Source organism: Desulfonatronum thiodismutans (assembly GCF_000717475.1).
GTDB lineage: Bacteria > Desulfobacterota > Desulfovibrionia > Desulfovibrionales > Desulfonatronaceae > Desulfonatronum > Desulfonatronum thiodismutans.
In genome coordinates this window covers 310,898-328,242 of the sequence record NZ_JPIK01000013.1, presented here as the reverse complement: position 1 = coordinate 328,242, position 17,345 = coordinate 310,898, and the positions used below count along the sequence as shown (strand labels likewise).

The window sequence follows — 17,345 nt, the reverse complement described above, 5'->3', positions numbered from 1 at the left end:
ATGTCCAATCAATCAACCCTTAGCGTCGACGTCCGTTCTGAAACTGGTACGGGGCAATGTCGCAGGCTGCGCAACAAGGCTTTTGTACCGGGCATTTTTTACAATGCTCAAGGAGCGAACGTGCTCTTTTCCGCTGAGCGGACACCGCTTCAAAAACTGTACAACAAAGTCGGGCTTTCGCAAGTCTTTCAACTGGAAATCACGCAAGACGGAGAAGCCCGGCAACATCCGGCTATCATCCGTGATATTCAGTACCACCCCGTTAAGGGCTCCATCACCCATGTCGACTTTTTCGGAGTGGACTTGACCAAGAAGATCAATGTCTACATTCCCGTTGAAGTCACCGGTAAACCCAAAGGCGTTGTCCTCGGCGGCATGCTGGAGATCTTTCGGGACGAACTCGAAGTCGTTGGCCTGCCAATGTCCATCCCGGAGAAGATCGTCATCGACGTCACGGCGTTGGAAATCAACCACAACGTGCATGTTCAGGACCTGAAGCTCCCCGATAACGTGGAGTTCGTTTTTGAAGACAACTTCGCGGTGGTCGGCGTTGTCAGCCCCTCGGCCGGCGATTCCGAAACCGAGGAAAGCGAAGCCGAAAAAAGCGAGTAACCATTCTCCCGCCTTGGCCGAACTTTTTATCCTTTGGCCAAGGCGGTTTTTATCTCTCCGGGCGTCGCCGCCCTCTCTTTTTCCGGCAATTATCGTTACGGCAAACGAATTTCGCATAACGCCGCACTATACCCCACGGGTAAAGCCGCCAGAAATCCTTTCGCTCCTTTCTCCCTAGCTCCACATGCAAAGCCGAGGTTTTCACGGGCTCATCGTTGGTCTGGGCAATCCCGGTCCGGAATACGAGCGCACTCCGCACAACATGGGTTTTTTGGCCCTGGATGCCCTTTTTTCTGCTTCTCCAGGCGCATGGGGGGTTGTAAAGGCTCCCGTGGGGAAGTGCGAACTCCATCGGGGAGGGTTCAACGGCTCAACTTGGCTGGCCGTCAAACCCTTGACCTACATGAATCGCAGCGGAGACGCAGTTGGCACGCTGGCCCGATGGTACCGCATCCCTGCTGAGCAAATCCTCGTGGTTCATGATGAACTCGACCTCCCTCCCGGCACCCTGCGCTTTAAAATGGGAGGAGGCGCCGCCGGGCACAAGGGGATCTTGTCCATCGTTCAATCGTTGGGAACAAACGCTTTCCCCAGGCTGCGCATCGGCATAGGCCGCCCTCCGTCCGGCCATGACCCGGCGGGTTATGTCCTGCGCCCTTTTCATGCGGAAGGACTGACCGCCCTTCCAGATACGCTGACGACGGCGATCACGGCGATCACGCTGTTTTGCGCCAAGGGGTTGACCTTGGGAATGCAGGAATTACACGGCAGCCAACGAAAAAGCCTGGTTCCGGGCCAAGCTGATTAACCCCCTTTTGTTTTCTCATGAGAGAAAACCATGGACTCTTCGTCGATTTCAGGATATTGTGAAAAAAGTCATTAGGGGATTATGCTTGATCAGTACCTCATATCAGGAGTGGTGAACGTGTTCTCGGTTAACGATTTAGTAGTTTACCCGGCACAAGGTGTTGGAAAAATCGAGAAAATCGAAAATCAGGAAATCGGCGGTTGTCCGACGAACCTGTATATTATTCGTATCTTGAACAACAATGTCATGGTCATGGTTCCCGTGCACAATGCCGCGAACGTCGGCCTTCGCGCCTTATGCACCAGCGAGCAAGGCGAAGACATGTTGGAATACATCCGGGACCGATCCGACTTTACCGGCTACACTGGTCAAAACTGGAACCGAAGATACCGGGAATACTCTGAAAAACTAAAAAGCGAAAACCTTCGGGATGTCGCTTATGTTCTCAAGGAACTGATCCTGATCGGCAAGGACAAGGAGCTGTCCTTCGGAGAACGACGCTTACTGGAACAAGCTTTGCATTTAATTACCACGGAGCTTGGTTTTTGCCTGGACAGCACTCCTGCCGACATCCGCACCAAGATCTACTCTTTTTTTGAAGACATTCTCAAGCCCGCTGAAGATGATCAAAACACCGAGACGGAGCAGGAGGAAAAGTGATGCTTTGTCGTTCGGCAACACTACTCGACTCCCGGCCAAGGCCATTTTTACTCACGACGACGGCATTTCCCGGCTTCGTCCCGTCATGAGCCGGGTCTCGATCATCAGTAGCAATCCTAATCGGCTTTTTTTCACACCGAACGAAATGCTTCACGGGAGCTTGGGAAAAATCTTGCCAAAACATGCTGTTGTTCGGTAAGTTAAAGAATGCAGCATTTGGTTTCGAACTGTCCTGGTTTTTCATTTCCATTCCTTTCCGTCCACGCAATTTTTGATTCATCGCCTGCCCTTTTGCACCGACCACTTGTCATTTTTTTTTTTTCCATATAAGGCAATCTTCCATCCACGCATGACCACCTTCATACTTGGTTTCTCCGGCGCATAAGTCCGGGACACCGTGCAACGTCAAACGTTGATTTCACACGATTTACTATACTAGCGAAACATATCCGCTTTTTTCGCATATCACAATATCGTTGCCTATTTTCGACACACCACTCTTTTTTGTTTAAGGCCATTTCTTCTTTCCGGTGTTTTTGGATTAACACTGGTTATCCAGTCGTATTGCGACATGCTCCATGCTATGTCTAATATTTTTTTGTTCTTGTTTTGAGTAGATCAGCAATACGTTTTACTGAAACTTTTTGCGGGAGATGAGAGCGAAGGTACGAACTATGAACTTGTCCGAATTAAAAACCAAGTCCATGTATGAATTGACTGAACTGGCGAACCAGTTCAAGGTGGAGAACCCGAGCAACTTGCGGAAACAGGAGCTTATTTTCGCGCTTTTGCAAGCCTGCTCATCACAAAACGGCTCCATATTCGGAGAAGGTGTATTGGAGATCCTCCCAGACGGGTTCGGCTTTCTTCGTTCGCAGATGTACAGCTACATGCCGGGGCCGGATGACATCTATATATCTCCATCTCAAATTCGACGATTTGGCTTGCGTACAGGCGACGTCATCTCCGGTCAAATCCGTCCACCAAAAGACGGTGAGCGATATTTCGCCTTGCTTAAGGTCAAGGAAATCGGCTTTGCCCCTCCGGAAAAGTCCAAACAACTGGTCCTATTCGACAATTTGACTCCCATTTATCCGGACAAGCGCTTTGTCATCGAAAACGGCAAGGAAAACTACGCCTCGCGCATCATCGATCTGCTCACGCCCATCGGCATGGGGCAACGCGGCCTGATCGTCGCTCCGCCGCGAACCGGGAAAACCGTTCTGCTGCAAACCATCGCCAACTCCATCAGCGCCAACCATCCGGACATCTACCTGATCGTTCTCTTGATCGACGAACGCCCGGAAGAGGTCACGGACATGGCGAGGACCGTCAATGCGGAGGTTGTCAGCTCCACCTTCGACGAACCTCCGACCAGACATGTGCAGGTCGCCGAAATGGTTCTGGAAAAAGCCAAACGTTTGGTGGAACGCAAATACGACGTGGTGATCCTCCTCGACAGCATCACCCGCCTGGGACGCGCGTACAACACGGTCACCCCCTCTTCCGGCCGCGTCCTTTCCGGCGGTCTGGACGCCAATGCCCTCCAGCGCCCGAAACGATTTTTCGGTGCCGCGCGCAACATCGAGCAAGGTGGAAGCCTGAGCATCATAGCCACGGCATTGATCGACACGGGGTCGCGCATGGACGAGGTCATATTCGAAGAGTTTAAGGGAACCGGCAACATGGAGATATATCTGGACAGGCACCTGGCCGACAAACGCATGTTCCCGGCCATCGACATCAATCGCTCCGGGACCCGCAAAGAGGAACTCCTGCTCAGCGAGGACGTCCTGAATCGCGTCTGGATTTTACGCAAGGTGCTTTCTCCCATGAATACCCACGATTCCATGGACTTTCTGCTTGGCAAGATGCGCGGCAGCAAAGGCAACCGCGAGTTTTTGGACATGATGAACAAATAGCTTTCAGCGGCGTTCCGGTTAAACGTGCCAAAGGCGATACCGGTCGCCTTGCTCGCCGCCTTTTCATGACTATATCCGGAGGATGCCTCCGTTGCTCCCCCATCGCCTCCGAAAGGGCTTCCTAGCCCGACACCCGGCAATTCGGCCATCCACTGGAACCATCCGACGGTTTGATCATTTCCACGTCGCGTTCATCGGAATCGTCGTCCTGCTGGTGCTGGTCTTTTCCGCGATACGACCCTCCACTGCTATAGCCCAATTATCGTTGGGCCGTTTCACCATCTCCGATGAAATTGAATTGGGCCGGAAATTCAACATCCTGATCCGGTCCCGGATGCCCCTGGTCGAGGATCCGGAAATCCTCGCCTATGTCGAGGGCGTCGTGGAACGCCTTCGGGTCCATATGCCGCCGCAGCCATTTCCCATTCGGGTCGGGGTGATCCGGCATAGCGCGCTCAACGCCTTCGCCGGCCCCGGCGGCCACATCTTCGTCCATACCGGACTGTTGCAACATCTGGATAACGAATCGGAATTCGCCGGGGTCGTCGCCCACGAACTGGCCCACGTTTCCCAGCGCCACATCGCCAGCCGCATCGAAAAGGCCCAACTCGTCAATCTCGCGACCTTGCTTGGAATTCTAGCCGGTGTTTTCCTGGGAGGAGACGCCCAGTCCGCCTTGGTTTATGGGTCGGCGGCCGCCGGACAGAGCGCCATGCTCGCCTACAGCCGAGAGGACGAGAGAGAAGCCGACCAAGTCGGGATGAACTATCTCGTAGCCGCTGGTTTTCCGCCGCAAGGCATGGTCCAATCCTTCGAAACCATCCGAAAGCTCCGCTGGCTCGGCGGCTCGTTTCCTTTGTATCTGAGCACCCACCCCGGAGTTGAAGAGCGAATTTCCTATCTCAAGGATCGCGTGGACAGAATGCCCCCGGAAGTCAGGAACCGCCAGGATAACAACACCGCCTACCAGCGAGCTCGGATGCTGGTCATGGCTCGTTACACGGAACCGGACAAAGCCTTGGCCTTTTTCCGGGACGAAAAAATTGCCTCCTGTCTGAACACTCTCGGAAAAGCCATTGCCTTGGATCGAGCCAATCAAATCCATGAAGCCCGATCCGCTTTTGACCAGGCCTTGACCTGTGCCTCCGGGGATTCCCTGGTTCTGCGGGAAGCAGGCGATTTTTTTCTGCGTCAGGGGGATTTCGACGAAGCGGCCCGCAACCTCCAGGATGCGGTCTTGCGCAACCCCAGGGACCAAATGGCGCTCTACCACTACGCCAGAGCTCGAATAGCCCTCGGTCAACCCGCCGAGGCCATTCCCCTTTTGGAACGCATCCTGACCCAGCTTCCCGAACAGTCCGCGGTTCACGCCCTGTTGGGCAGAGTCTTGGGACAGGAAGGGCGTCTTTTTTCCGCGCATCTCCACCTCGCCTATGCCGCTCTCTACTCCAGGGACAAGCGTCAATACCAATTCCACCTGTCCCAGTCCCAGGAGCATTCACGTACCGCTCGAGACGAAGCCGATCTGAACAAACTTCGGGAGGCGTTCAAGGAACGTGAAGAGTTTTTGTAAGACGCCTTGAGGGGACCGGCAATAAAAAACGGCCGGGCGGCACCATTGCCGTCCGGCCGTTTTTGCGAGAAGGATGAAAGCCTAGATGGTTATTTTCGGGAGACCCCGGATCCGCTGAATTCCGGGTAGGCTTCCAGGCCGCACTCAGCCAAGTCCATGCCCTGGTATTCCATTTCCTCGTCCACGCGGATCCCCATGGTCGCCTTCAGGATCATCCAGATAATCAAGCTGGCGACGAATACGAACCCGAAGATGCATACGATACCGGCCAGCTGGCCCATCAGAGTCGCATCATCGTTGGAGAGGAGCACCGCAAGCAGCCCCCAGATACCGACCACGCCGTGCACGGAAATCGCGCCCACCGGGTCGTCGATGCGCAACTTGTCCAAGCCGACGATGGAGAAGACCACGATGACTCCGCCAATACCGCCGATAATGGTCGCCAGGAGCATGGAAGGCGTATCCGGCCCCGCGGTGATGGCCACCAGACCGGCCAAGGCTCCGTTCAGTCCCATGGTCAAGTCCGCCTTGCCGAAAAGTATTCGCGCGGTAAGCAGGCCGGCGACAACCCCGGCTGCAGCGGCCAAGTTGGTATTCGCGAAAACCATGGCCACGGCATTGGCCGACTCCACATCGGACACCTTCAACTCGGAACCGCCGTTGAACCCGAACCAACCCATCCAGAGGATGAACGTTCCCAAGGTTGCCAAAGGCATGTTCGCTCCAGGGATCGGATTGATCTGCCCATCAGGGCCGTACTTCCCCTTACGTGCTCCCAGCAATAGGACAGCGGCCAAGGCTGCGCTCGCGCCGGCCATGTGCACGATACCTGACCCGGCGTAATCCGAGTATCCCAGGCCGTCGAGAAAGCCTCCGCCCCAGCTCCAGTAACCCTGAATGGGATAAATGAAGCCAGTCAGGACCACGGCGAAGACGAAGAACGACCAGAGCTTCATCCGCTCAGCCACGGCGCCGGAAATGATCGACATGGCCGTGGCCACGAAAACGACCTGAAAGAAAAAGTCGGCGATGTTCGAATAATATGGAGCGTCCTCGCCACCAGCGACGACATCGGCGACGGAGTTGTCACCGCCGACCAGAAAACTCAGGCCGGGGATGATCGAACTGGAAGAGTCTCCATACATGATGTTGTAGCCCACAAGCATGTACATGATGCAGGCGATGGAATAGAGGCCGATGTTTTTGGTCAAGATTTCCACGGTATTTTTGGAGCGGACCAGTCCGGACTCCAGCATGGTGAACCCGGCGGCCATCCACATGACCAACATCCCGGACATCAGGAAATAAAAGGTATCCAGGGCGTAACTGACTTCAAGCAACATTTCCACGGTATATTCCCTCCACTTATAGCGAAAGCGTTACGTAACGACGAATCGATTCCCGCTTCTACTGATTACAGGGCTTCCGTTCCGGTTTCCCCGGTCCGAATCCGCAAGCACTTTTCCAGGTCAAAGACAAAAACCTTGCCGTCGCCTATTTTTCCGGTATGGGCGGCTTTCTGAATGGCCTGAATCACCTTGTCCAGTTGATCGTCGGCGATCGCCGCCTCCAACTTGAGCTTTGGCCGGAAGTCCACGACATACTCCGCCCCGCGATACACTTCCGTGTGCCCCTTCTGTCGCCCGAACCCTTTGACCTCGGTCACGGTCAACCCCTGAACGCCGATTTCCATGAGCGCGGTCCGGACATCGTCCAGCTTGAACGGCTTGATGACTGCTGTGATCCATTTCATAATCAAGTGCCTCCCTTACGTATGATAAAAATTTACAAAAACCGCATGACACATGCAAAAAGCAAACTCAGTAAACAGTCACTGAACTCGCCATGTTCGGAGGCAAAGCAAAGCGCGGACCAATATCTTTATTACGCTGAAATAAAACAAATTCTCCTGATTACCCGCGTTCAGCCACGCCTCGTGCGCAACATTTTTGTAATTTTACATGCACTCCACAACCGCCCACAGGCCAAACATGACGTTTTTGTATTTTTAGCTCCTTCCTGGATCGCAAAGACCGAGGAAGACACCTGAAGCCTTTCTCCCAGCACGGCATTTCCAGACAGACTGACATTATACACCTGACGCGAGCAACAAAATTTTCTTACGCGCATCTCCGACATGACGGGAGATGACCTCGACCAACCTTTACATTATTGTAGCAAAGTCCACCGAGGCGCGTTCGCGTTCACGATCGATCGACGCATCTTTGAACGAGTCGTGTTTCCACGCGAAACAAAAACCCTGTACATCCGCCATGATGTCATGTAGGAATTTGCCCGTTCAGGCACGCGGCAAACCAATTCAACGACTGGTCCGCGCGAAAAAGCCTCACTGGAAAGCCTGGAAGAGATTTATCCACATCAAGAACATTTAAGGAGTGCACGATGATTTTTGAACCAAGCCTGGCCTATGCCATGGGGGCCTCCGGGGCCGAAGCTCAAGGCAATCCGATCACCGCGTTCGTTCCGTTGATCGTCATGTTCGCGATCTTTTATTTTTTGCTGATCCGTCCTCAACAGAAAAAAGCCAAACAGCACCGCGAAGTCCTCTCCAACCTCAAGAAAGGCGACCGCGTCCTGACCGCCGGAGGTCTTTACGGACGCATCCATTCCATCAACGATGACGTGCTGACCCTTGAAATCGCCGACAACGTCAAGATCCAGGCCAACCGCAACTACATCGCCGGCCTTGCGGAGTCGGACGTCAAACCTGTCAGTCGGGACCCCAAATAACACTTCCCTACAACTCGTAGAGAGCGTCTCCGCGGCGACGCGCCGGACCATTCCGCGCGCTTTCCACGCCGGGAACGCTTGCCTGCCTGCTTGGAATCACTCTGAGGAACAACCATGAAGATGAGCTTGCGAATACGGATCGCCCTGGCCTTGATCGGCCTCTTGTTGGGCGGCCTGTATGCTTTGCCCGCCCTGACCAACCTCCAGGGCACGTTCTTGGGAAAAGTCCTGCCGGAAAGCGAGATCCGGCTCGGCCTGGACCTGCGGGGAGGGATGCATTTGACGCTGGGCGTGGACATCCCCAGAGGCGTGGCCAACACCATGGCCCAGTTCGGGCAGGACATCCGCTCAGAGGCCCAGGATGACGACATTTTCATCCTTCGGCCGCAGGTGGTGAACGACGTTAAATTGGAGTTCACGTTGGCCCGCGGTGCGCAGCAGGACCAGTTGGAGCGACTGCTCCGCAACCGCTTCGATAACTTGCAGATTCTTTCCAAGGAGACGCAGGAGGCGGGGCAGGTTCGCTACACTGTGGGCATGACCCAGGCATACCGGGCCCATGTCGAGGATCTGCTCGTGGAGCAGGCCATCAAGACCATCCGTAACCGCATCGACCAGTTCGGCGTGGCTGAACCGGACATCCGCCGCCAAGCCGAAGGACGGATTCAGGTCCAACTTCCCGGCCTTCAGGATCCGGAACGGGCCGTGGCCATCATCGGACAAACCGCGCACCTGGAATTCAAGCTGGTGGACGACCAGGCGGACATCGACCGCGCACTGCGCGGTATTTTGCCCCCGGACGCGGAACTGGCCTCCATGCATACCCGCAACCCGGACGGTTCGGTTTCTCAAACCCCCATCGTCATCAAGCGGGACACCCTGATGACCGGGGAATTCATCACCGACGCCCGGGTCAGCTTTGATCAGTTCAACCAGGCCTACGTCGGACTGAACTTCAATGCGCGAGGATCCAGGCTGTTCGAGCGGATCACCGGAGAGAACACCGGACGCCGGCTGGCCATCGTCCTGGACGGCAACGTCCATTCCGCGCCGGTGATCCAGGAACGCATCGCCGGAGGGCGGGCCAGCATCACCGGGCGCTTCACTACCGAGGAAGCCACGGACTTGGCCCTGGTGCTCCGGGCCGGGGCCCTGCCCGCTCCCGTGCACATAATGGAAGAGCGCACCGTTGGCCCTTCCCTGGGTCGGGAATCCATCGAGCGCGGCCTGCAAGCGGCCCTGATCGGCGGGGCGCTGATCCTTATCTTCATGCTTGTCTATTACAGCATGTCCGGCATCGTGGCCAACGCGGTCCTGTGTTTGAACATTCTGCTGGTCATGGCCGGCTTGGCGGCTTTCGGGGCCACGCTGACCCTGCCCGGCATCGCGGGCATCATCCTGACCATTGGTATCGCCGTGGACGCCAACGTGCTCATCTTCGAGCGCATTCGGGAAGAAATACGACGCGGCCTTACTCCGGCCATCGCCATCGACGAAGGCTACAAGCGTGCGCTGAAGGCCATCCTGGACGCCAATATCACCACCATCATCGCGGCCATCGTCCTGTACCAGTTCGGCACCGGACCGATCAGAGGCTTTGCCGTAACCCTATCCCTGGGTATTTTGGCCTCCATGTTCACCGCGATTTTCGTCTCGCGGATCTTCTTCGACTTCTGGCTGAAATGGCGCAAGCCCGGCACGCCGTTGAGCATATAAGGAACAGGTGACAGCATGGGACTGCAAATCATTCGTCCGGACACCCGGATCAACTTCTTGAAAATGCGGTATGGGGCCTTCCTCATATCCGGATTGCTGATTCTGGCCGGCCTCCTTTCCCTGGTCGTCAAGGGCGGGCCCCAACTGGGCATCGATTTTTCCGGCGGCATGATCATCCAGATCAAGTTCGACCAACCGGTGGAGTTGAGCCGCGTCCAGCAGGCCCTCCAAGGTGCCGACCTCCCCGGTCTCGGGGTCCAGCGCTTCGGCACGGCCCAGGACAATGAATTCCTCGTGCGGACCTCGTCCTCGGATCTTGTTTCCGACGAGGTCCGCCGGGATATCCAAAACAATCTGGATCAGAATTTGGCTGGCATCGGATTCGATATCCAGCGCCTGGAAATGGTCGGCCCACGAGTTGGCGCTGATCTCCGCGCCCAGGCCATGGAAGCGCTCTTCTACGCCATTTTGCTGATCGCGATCTACATCTCAGGCAGATTCGAACAACGCTGGTTCCCGGCCGTGATCATGGCCGCCGGCCTGACCGGGGGTATCGCGGCCTTGCGCTGGCTTGGCCTGCCCATGGAACTGCTGGTGGTGGCCGCGCTGCTGATCACCATCGGCCTTTGCTGGAAGCTCAAACTCTCCTACGCCCTGGGGGCCGTGGTCGCACTGGTCCACGACGTGTTCATCACCCTGGGAATGTTTTCCCTGCTGAACAAGGATTTGGATCTGGCCATCATTGCCGCCTTTTTGACCATCATCGGCTATTCCCTCAACGATACGATCATCGTCTATGACCGCATCCGGGAGAATATCCGAGACAAGGTGGACATGACCCTGCCCAAGGTGATCAACCTGAGCATCAACCAGACTCTGAGCAGAACCATCCTCACCTCCGGAACCACCCTGATGGTCGTGCTTTGCCTAGTCTTGCTGGGTGGCGGCGTGATCCACGACTTCGCCCTGGCCCTGCTCATCGGCATCGGTGTCGGGACCTTCTCCTCCATCTTCATCGCCAGCCCGATCCTGCTGGGCCTGTCCAAGATCGCGGATGTGGACCTGGAGGCCGAGGCCGGTCGGGAGGCGGATACCGTCGCCGTATAAACCACCGTAAGCATTGCACAGGCTTTCTCTTTATCGTTGAACGGCCCGGCGGATATCCGCCGGGCCGTTTTTTTTTTCGGCAAACAAAATCGCTCGAACTATGCACGAAATCCCGCCACCCTTTCTCATTAGCAATTGACCATGGCTGATCAGGACTTATTACTGACCGGAAGAAGACCTCCGCCACCCTTCAAAAAAGGATGCAGCCATGCTCAAACATACCCCGGAAATCAGCGCCCGCCTTTCCGGTGCGGTTTATGGATTCCTTATCGCCGACGCCCTGTCCATGCCGGTGCACTGGTATTATGATCGACTTTCCCTGCACAAGGATTACGGTCTGGTCCGGGACTACCAGCAGCCCCGGAATCCCCATCCGGACAGCATCCTCTGGCGCTCCCGCTACCGCCCGGCCGGTCCGGAGGCGGACATCCTGCACAATCAAGCCATGTTTTGGGGCGAACGGGGCGTACACTACCATCAATTTTTGCAGGCCGGTGAAAACACCCTGAACATCAAGCTGAGCCGGTTGCTCATGGACCACCTCCTGGAGTCCGAGGACTACGACCCTGACCGCTATCTCGCCAAATATGTCGCGTTCATGACCACCCCCGGCAAACATCACGATACCTACATTGAGGAATGTCACAGGGAGTTCTTCAAGGCCTGGGTCGTGCGCAAGAAAGGCATGGCGGCAACCGCACCGGAAGAGAAACACATCGGCGGACTGTGCCTGCCGATCCCGATCCTGCTTTTCTTCCACGACCAACCGAACAGAAGCCTCCTGCTCGGCCAACGCCACCTGGAACTGACCCACCCCGGCCGGCTCATGAGCGATGCCTTCACAGCTTTCAGCCTGACCCTGCAATCCGTTCTGGACGGCATGGACATCCGCCAAGCTCTGGAACAGGAACTTTCCGGAAAGCCGGGCTTTTTCACCGACCATCCCTTTGAGGACCTGGCGGATCGCGACGATGTGGACGTGGCGCTCAACGTCTTCAGCACGGCCTGTTACGTCCAGCAAGCCCTTCCGCTGGCATTTTATCTGGCTTGGAAATATCAGGACGATCCGGAGCAGGCCCTGATCGTGAACACCAACCTTGGCGGTGACAACTGCCACCGGGGCGCGGTGCTCGGGGCCCTGTTAGGGGCCATGCATGGAGAACGGGCCTGGCCAGAGCGTTGGCTTGACGGCTTACTGGTCCCCCCGACTCGATTCATGACCTACCTGACCGACGACGCCCGAATCCTCGCCTAGCAGCCAAAGTCGCGCGCCCAACATCGCTGGAACCAACGGGGGCTGAAGCCGCGCACGGCTCCAGCCCCCGTTTTTATGAAGACCGTTTTAAGCGACCCTGCTCACGTAAACGATCTTCTTATCCAGCCAAAGTGGGTCCCTTTTCAGGGGAGAGTGTGAGTCTGGGGCGTGCGGAGCGCTTCAGTGCAGCTACTTGGCTGCTTTTGAGCAACTTCCGACAAATTAATGCAACCCCCTTGATGCCGCATCCTTTTTTCGGCACAACGAGGCCTTTGCATTCCGGACCGGAACGCTCCAGCGACCGGGAACGCGGAAAAATGAGCATCGAGCGGAGGTTCATCATGGATTTGTGGCAGGAACAGATGCGAAATCACGTCAACACGCTGGATAAACTTAAGACCTACATCAACGTCACGGATCGGGAAGAACGGGCCATCACGGAAATGCCGACCCGTTGGGGAACAACCCCCTACTTCGCCGCGCTGATGGACCGGGACGACCCCGACTGTCCGATTCGCAGACAGGTGGTGCCCAGCATCCAGGAGCGAGAGAACACCTACGGCGTACCCAATTATTTGATCTGGAAGGAAAACAGGGACACCTCGGAAGTTCGGCCGGACTGCATCGCCAGACAATACGTGGATCGGGTTGCCTTCACCGTTTCCGATGCCTGCGCCATCTACTGCCGGCACTGTTTCCGCAAGGAACTGGTCGTGGACAGGGACCTGCAACTGCGCTTCGACGTCGAGGAGGGGTTAACGTGGATTCGGGAACACCCGGAAGTGCGGGACGTGTTGATCACCGGGGGTGATCCCTTCCTGTTTTCAGACGAGAAACTGGACTACCTGATCCGCAAGCTACGCGAAATGCCGCACTTGCAGATGATCCGCTTCGGAACGCGGACCCCCATCGTCCTGCCGCAACGGGTCACCGAAGGGCTGAAAAAGGTCCTTGCCGGACGCCATCGGGTGCCCATCTGGATCAACACCCAGTGCAATCATCCCAAGGAAATCACCGAACAAACCGCCCAGGCCGTTTACGACCTGCTGACCTGCGGGGTGAACGTCGGCAACCAGGCGGTGCTACTCAAGGGCATCAACGACGATCCGGCCACCTTTCGTGAGCTGCACCAGAAGCTGCTCACCGTGCGCATCCGGCCCTACTACGTCTTCTATTGCGAACCCGCGCCGGGCATCGACCACTTCCGAACCCCGGTGGAAAAAGGCGCGGAGCTGATCCGGGACGCCATTCGAGGCCACACCACCGGCCTGGCCCAGCCCATGTACGTCATCGCCACGAACATCGGCAAAATCCCGCTGATGCCCGACTACTACATTCAGGGCAAGGACGAAAAGGAATACACCCTGCGCAACTACCAGGGCAAAACCACCCAGTGGCCGAACATCCCGGAATAGCCGTCATGCGGTCCGGACCGGAGCACCGGCCCGGACCGCGTCTCGCTTCCATGTTCCCCTCGCGGGCCCCCGTTTTTTTCCCCTCGGGGCTCCCTCTATCACCTAACAGCTTAAATAATTTCCCAATTCACGGGGCGTAACGTGGGTGCGGTGCTCTTCCCAACTGGCGATCTTCAAGCACAGATAGTGGTTGTAGATGCTCTCGCCCAGAAGGTTGCGCAGGAATTCGCTGCGCTCCGCCTCCACCAAGGCCTCATACATGCTCCGGGGCAGGAAGCGTTCGTCCCAAACCCGACAATCGAAAAGACTGCGATAGACACTGCCCATGTCCGGCGGTCCGCACTCTTCTCCTTCCCGGAGCCCCTGAAGCCCCATTTCGATCAAAGCCGCCATCTGAAGGTACACGTTGCCGGACGGATCCGGGCTGCGTAGCTCCAGCCGGGTGCTTTCCGGGCTGACGCAGTAGGGCAGACGGACCATGGAGCTCCGGTTCTTGATCCCCCAACCCACCACCATGGGCGCTTCCCGCTCCGCCACATAGGCCTTGTAGGAATTGTACGTGGAGGCCATGATGATGGATGTCTGGCGGGCGTACTTCAGAATTCCGGCGATGAATTGCCGAGCTTGGCTGCTCAGCCGGTGCTCGCTTTGGGCGTCGTGGAACAGGTTTTCTCCTTCCTGATTCCACATGGAGATATGCAGGTGAAAGGCGTTGCGGTTCTGGCCGTCAAAGGGCTTGGGCATCAGGGTCATATGCATGCCCTGTTCCGCGGCCACCCGCTCCGCGACGTAGTTGAAAAGCAGGGTTCTGTCCGCGGCGGACAAGGCGTCCGTGTGCTCCAGATTGATTTCGTGCTGGGATGCCGTGACCTCGTGATGGGTTTTTTCGTGGCGGATGCCGCAGCGCTTGAGGGTGCGGATGATCTGGTTGCGCACGAACCCGCCCTTGTCATGGGGGTCGGAGTGAAAATAGCCTGCCTTGTCCGAATGGATGTTTTTAGTGAAGTCATCGCTTTTGAGGAGAAAAAACTCGTATTCCGGAGCCACCTGAAAGCGGACGCCGAATTCCTCCATGGCCCGCTCCAGGGTCCGTTCCAGAACAGCCCGCGGGTCGGACAGAGACCGCCCGCCCATCAGGTTTGAAATCTTGGCGATACAGAAACCGATCCGTTCACTGTTGAACTCCAGCACGCGGTAGCTCTCCGGAACGGGAAGCAACAGCCGGTCGCTGTCGTCCACCGTGGTGATCCCGGCAATGGAACTGCCGTCAAACCCCACTCCTTTTTCCACGATCTGGTCCATAAACTCCGGGTTGATGGTCAAGGCCCGAAGCCGTCCATTCAGGTCCGTGAAAAAAATCTTGATGAACTCCACATCCTCGTCCTTCCATGCCTCGGTCGCAGCCGTTTTCCCGACCGGATACAAAACCGTGTCCGAATCAATATTCGCTTCACCTTCCTGCCGCACGCCGCCCTCCTTGATCTCGGGTTGCCGATGACATAACGGAGTAACCATTTCTCCGTGTCCTTTGATGCCTCCCAGACCTAGTGGAAAAAACTCAGTTTCTCAACAACCCGATACAAACACATGCTCCACGTCCTGACCCGCACCCAGACCCTGCCGCTTTCCCTTGATCACGCCTGGGCCTTCTTTTCCAACCCGGCCAATCTCTGTCGAATCACCCCGGCCTGGCTGGGCTTTTGCCTGACCTGTCCGCCTCCAGCGACCATGTACGCCGGTCAAATTCTGACCTACTCCATCCGCCCTTTGCCCGGCCTTCATATGCGCTGGGTCACGGAAATCACCCATGTCCGCAAACCCCGCTTCTTCGTGGACGAACAGCGCATGGGGCCCTACAGGTTCTGGCACCACCAGCACCTGTTCCGGGAAACCCTCCAAGGCGTGGAGATGTCCGACATCGTCCATTACTCCTTGCCCCTGGGGCCACTGGGGGACATGGTTCATGCGCTCTGGGCGCGAGGCAGGCTGAACGCGATTTTTGACTTTCGCCAAAAACACCTGGCTGATCTTTTCCGTCCCGAAATCGAGTCCCCGGAGTCCTGAATGGAATGGCAATTCGTGGAGAACGGGCCCGCCCTGCTGGCTGCGGCTTTTTTTCTGTACTGGCTGGCGGTGCTGGTGGTCCTGGTCAACGACCAGCGAGACCCGACTAAAACCCTGGCTTGGCTGGTGCTGCTCTCCTTTCTGCCGCTTTTTGGCCTTGCTCTGTACTATTTTTTCGGCCGCAACTGGCGCAAGATTGCTGAACAGCGAGGACTGCATGAACGGCACAGGGCCATGGCCGACCCGACCATGCGCGCAGTGTACGACCGGTACGCTGACATGGCCGACGCTGGGCGAAATTGGGCCGAGGAGCGAGGCTATACGAGGTTGGTCCAGCTCATCGAGCGCACCGAGTCCACCCCGCCCCTGCCAGCCTGCGACGTGCGCATCCTACCCAGCGGCGCGGAGAAGTTCGCGCTCCTGAAGGAAGACCTGGCCCAGGCCAGAGAGACCATCAACATCCAGTACTTCATCTGGGAGCGGGACCGACTGACCGCTGAACTGTGCGCCATCCTTATGGAACGTTTGCGGTCCGGAGTGGAAGTGCGGATGCTCAACGACTTCATCGGCAACCTGCCCTACCGCAAGACCGAACTGAACCGGTTGGCCGCCGCGGGCGCCAAGGTCCGTTTCGACGTCAGACAACTCAACAGAGCCAACTACCGCAACCACCGCAAGATCGTGGTCATCGACGGGGTGCGCGGATACACCGGCGGGATCAACGTGGGCCAGGAGTACATCGACGGCGGAAGGCGCTTTCCGTCCTGGCGGGACACCCATGTCCGGTTTTGCGGTCCGGCGGTGGCCGAACTGCAGAAGCTCTTCGCCCTGCGCTGGTCCGAGACCAGCCGGGAAAATTTATTTTCTCCGCGCTTCTTCCCGGAGTCGTACCCCATGCCCGAAAGCTGCGTTCCGGTTCAGGTCACGGCCACCAGCGTGGAGGACAAATGGCAAACCGCCCGTCGGGCCCACGTGCTGGCCATGGGCCACGCCCGCAAGCGCATCTGGATCCAGTCGCCCTATTTCGTGCCGGATGAACAGATCTACGAAACCATGGTCAACGCGGCCCTGGCCGGGGTGGACGTCCGCCTGATGATGACCGGCCTGCCGGACAAGCGCACCGCCTGGTACGCGGCCCAGACCTATTTCGGTCCGCTCCTGGAGGCCGGCGGCCGGATCTATTACTACATGCAGGGCTTCCTGCACGCCAAAACCATGACCATCGACGGCAACCTGCTCTGCATCGGGACCATGAACATCGACATGCGCAGCCTGGAGCTGCATAAGGAATTGATGGTCTGGTTCCTGAACGATGACCTGGCCCGGCGCCACGACGCCATATTCGAGCAGGATCTGGAGTCCTGCGAGGAATACACCCCGGCCCGACTGCGCTCCCTCTCCAAACTCGCCGCGTTCCGCAACTCGGCCATGCGCCTGGCCTCCAATCTGCTTTGACGTTCCG

15 protein-coding genes are annotated in these 17,345 nt (G+C 57.1%); 12 read left to right on the top strand and 3 right to left on the bottom strand.

Annotated elements, in window-relative coordinates:
• The 5 genes from GY33_RS0111545 (at nucleotide 1) to GY33_RS0111525 (ending at nucleotide 5,575) form a co-directional block, all read left to right on the top strand.
• Nucleotides 1-612, top strand: a complete 612-nt coding sequence (locus GY33_RS0111545) for a 50S ribosomal protein L25/general stress protein Ctc (RefSeq protein ID WP_031387483.1) — start codon at nucleotides 1-3, stop codon at nucleotides 610-612.
• 184 nt (nucleotides 613-796) lie between these two features.
• On the top strand, nucleotides 797-1,420 hold the full coding sequence (gene pth / locus GY33_RS0111540; protein WP_031387482.1) for an aminoacyl-tRNA hydrolase: 624 nt from the start codon (nucleotides 797-799) through the stop codon (nucleotides 1,418-1,420).
• Between the two features lie 117 nt (nucleotides 1,421-1,537).
• A complete protein-coding gene (locus GY33_RS0111535) occupies nucleotides 1,538-2,080 on the top strand; it encodes a CarD family transcriptional regulator (protein ID WP_031387481.1) in 543 nt (180 codons plus the stop codon).
• Nucleotides 2,081-2,754: 674 nt separating this feature from the next.
• On the top strand, nucleotides 2,755-4,002 hold the full coding sequence (gene rho, locus GY33_RS0111530; protein WP_031387480.1) for a transcription termination factor Rho: 1,248 nt from the start codon (nucleotides 2,755-2,757) through the stop codon (nucleotides 4,000-4,002).
• A gap of 91 nt (nucleotides 4,003-4,093) precedes the next feature.
• Nucleotides 4,094-5,575, top strand: a complete 1,482-nt coding sequence (locus tag GY33_RS0111525) for a beta-barrel assembly-enhancing protease (protein ID WP_161788471.1) — start codon at nucleotides 4,094-4,096, stop codon at nucleotides 5,573-5,575.
• A gap of 89 nt (nucleotides 5,576-5,664) precedes the next feature.
• On the opposite strand, the gene GY33_RS0111520 is transcribed toward GY33_RS0111525, so the two are convergent.
• Nucleotides 5,665-6,918, bottom strand: a complete 1,254-nt coding sequence (locus GY33_RS0111520; RefSeq protein ID WP_031387478.1) for an ammonium transporter — start codon at nucleotides 6,916-6,918, stop codon at nucleotides 5,665-5,667.
• Nucleotides 6,919-6,989: 71 nt separating this feature from the next.
• A complete protein-coding gene (locus GY33_RS0111515) occupies nucleotides 6,990-7,328 on the bottom strand; it encodes a P-II family nitrogen regulator (protein ID WP_031387477.1) in 339 nt (112 codons plus the stop codon).
• Nucleotides 7,329-7,978: 650 nt separating this feature from the next.
• Here GY33_RS0111515 and yajC point away from each other — a divergent pair.
• The 5 genes from yajC to GY33_RS0111490 all read left to right on the top strand — a co-directional run bounded on the left by yajC (nucleotide 7,979) and on the right by GY33_RS0111490 (nucleotide 13,819).
• Entirely contained in the window at nucleotides 7,979-8,326 is a 348-nt protein-coding gene (gene yajC, locus GY33_RS0111510; RefSeq protein WP_031387476.1) for a preprotein translocase subunit YajC, read from the top strand.
• A 114-nt stretch (nucleotides 8,327-8,440) separates the two neighbouring features.
• Nucleotides 8,441-10,042, top strand: coding sequence for a protein translocase subunit SecD (gene secD / locus GY33_RS0111505; protein ID WP_031387475.1), 1,602 nt, complete (start codon nucleotides 8,441-8,443; stop codon nucleotides 10,040-10,042).
• Between the two features lie 15 nt (nucleotides 10,043-10,057).
• Nucleotides 10,058-11,149 (top strand): protein translocase subunit SecF, encoded by a 1,092-nt coding sequence (gene secF, locus GY33_RS0111500; RefSeq protein WP_031387474.1) that lies wholly within the window; start codon nucleotides 10,058-10,060, stop codon nucleotides 11,147-11,149.
• A gap of 208 nt (nucleotides 11,150-11,357) precedes the next feature.
• A complete protein-coding gene (locus GY33_RS0111495; RefSeq protein ID WP_051822546.1) occupies nucleotides 11,358-12,404 on the top strand; it encodes an ADP-ribosylglycohydrolase family protein in 1,047 nt (348 codons plus the stop codon).
• A gap of 341 nt (nucleotides 12,405-12,745) precedes the next feature.
• Complete coding sequence (locus tag GY33_RS0111490) at nucleotides 12,746-13,819, top strand: KamA family radical SAM protein (protein ID WP_031387472.1); 1,074 nt, start codon at nucleotides 12,746-12,748, stop codon at nucleotides 13,817-13,819.
• A gap of 102 nt (nucleotides 13,820-13,921) precedes the next feature.
• Here the strand turns inward: GY33_RS0111490 and GY33_RS0111485 are convergent, their stop codons facing one another.
• The gene (locus tag GY33_RS0111485; RefSeq protein ID WP_084185117.1) at nucleotides 13,922-15,334 is read right to left on the bottom strand and encodes a glutamine synthetase family protein; all 1,413 of its coding nucleotides are present in this window, start codon (nucleotides 15,332-15,334) and stop codon (nucleotides 13,922-13,924) included.
• Nucleotides 15,335-15,406: 72 nt separating this feature from the next.
• Between GY33_RS0111485 and GY33_RS0111480 the strand changes: the two genes are divergently transcribed.
• Complete coding sequence (locus tag GY33_RS0111480; protein WP_031387470.1) at nucleotides 15,407-15,883, top strand: SRPBCC family protein; 477 nt, start codon at nucleotides 15,407-15,409, stop codon at nucleotides 15,881-15,883.
• On the top strand, nucleotides 15,884-17,338 hold the full coding sequence (gene cls / locus GY33_RS0111475; protein ID WP_051822545.1) for a cardiolipin synthase: 1,455 nt from the start codon (nucleotides 15,884-15,886) through the stop codon (nucleotides 17,336-17,338).
• Nucleotides 17,339-17,345: the final 7 nt, after the last annotated feature.